General features: G+C 47.0%; 2 protein-coding genes. Both read left to right on the top strand.

Features of this window, described 5'->3' with window-relative positions:
* On the top strand, window positions 1–687 hold a 687-nt coding region (locus tag F6K49_RS52270), incomplete at its 5' end, for a baseplate J/gp47 family protein (protein ID WP_293110956.1).
* 12 nt (window positions 688–699) lie between these two features.
* Window positions 700–990, top strand: a complete 291-nt coding sequence (locus tag F6K49_RS52265; RefSeq protein ID WP_293110954.1) for a hypothetical protein — start codon at window positions 700–702, stop codon at window positions 988–990.
* Window positions 991–1,075: the final 85 nt, after the last annotated feature.

Genomic DNA, 1,075 nt, shown 5'->3' with positions numbered 1-1,075 from the left:
AAAGTGATTAACCATCAAGCAGCAGCAGGGGGAGCCCAAGCGGAAAGCCTTGACTCCCTAATCGAGCGGGCACCTAAGGAAATTCGCCATCGTCAGCGTGCTGTGACTAGGGAAGACTACGAAGATTTAGCCAAGCTCGCTTCACCAGAGGTAAGCAGAGCCAAGTGTGTACCCTTAGCCAATTTGAAAACCAATCCCCTGGCTGGACTGGAGACCAAGCCGGATTTATCGGGAACAGTGAGTGTAATTATTGTACCCCGCTCCACGGAAGCTAAACCCCTACCCAGTTTGGAGCTAATCAAGCGCGTCCAAAACTACCTACAAGCCTACACCGAACCCACAGTGGCAATCTCTGTAGTGGGCGCTCTCTATGTCCGTGTCAATATTACCACTGAAATTGCAGTTACTTCCCTAGAAGGATCTCGTGAGGTAGGACAAACAGTGGAACAAACCTTAGCTAGTTTTCTGCATCCCCTCACGGGGGGTTTTGACGGAATGGGTTGGAATTTTGGTCGTCAACCCTATAAATCGGACTTATACCGACTACTGGAGAGAGTGCCGGGAGTAGACCATGTTTCTAGCTTGGAGGTGAATGACATCGAAGAACTAGAAGGTGCTAGCCAGACTAATCGCTTTTTAGTCTATTCCGGCAACCACACCATCACTTTAACCTTTGTGGAATCCTGAGGAGGGTAACTCATGCCAATAGAATTGCCTAATCTTGATGACCGCACCTATGATGACTTGGTGCAAGAAGCCCTGGGTATGATTCCCAGCTATGCACCGGAATGGACTAATCACAATCCTTCTGATCCTGGTATTACCGTCATTGAGCTGTTTGCCTACCTTACCGAAATGCTGCTCTATCGGCAAAATCGGGTGACAGAGGCCAATATGCGGATGTTTTTACAACTGCTGAATGGACCAGATTGGCAGCAAAAGGAGGATTTACAGACAGAGATTAAAAAGGCAATTAATATAAGGGTTTGAGCTTCCATAACATCATTCGTAGGGTCAACTTGGAAGTTGATCTTCCCTGAGATAATTGGCATCAAAGCCTTAAACTATCTTTAAT

It is taken from the genome of Moorena sp. SIO3I6 (assembly GCF_010672095.1).
This window is presented reverse-complemented; position numbering and strand designations above follow the sequence as displayed.

Bases quoted from the DNA above. Each gene is read 5' to 3' on its own strand.
- F6K49_RS52265 (WP_293110954.1), top strand. From the start codon at position 700: ATGCCAATAGAATTGCCTAATCTTGATGACCGCACCTATGATGACTTG.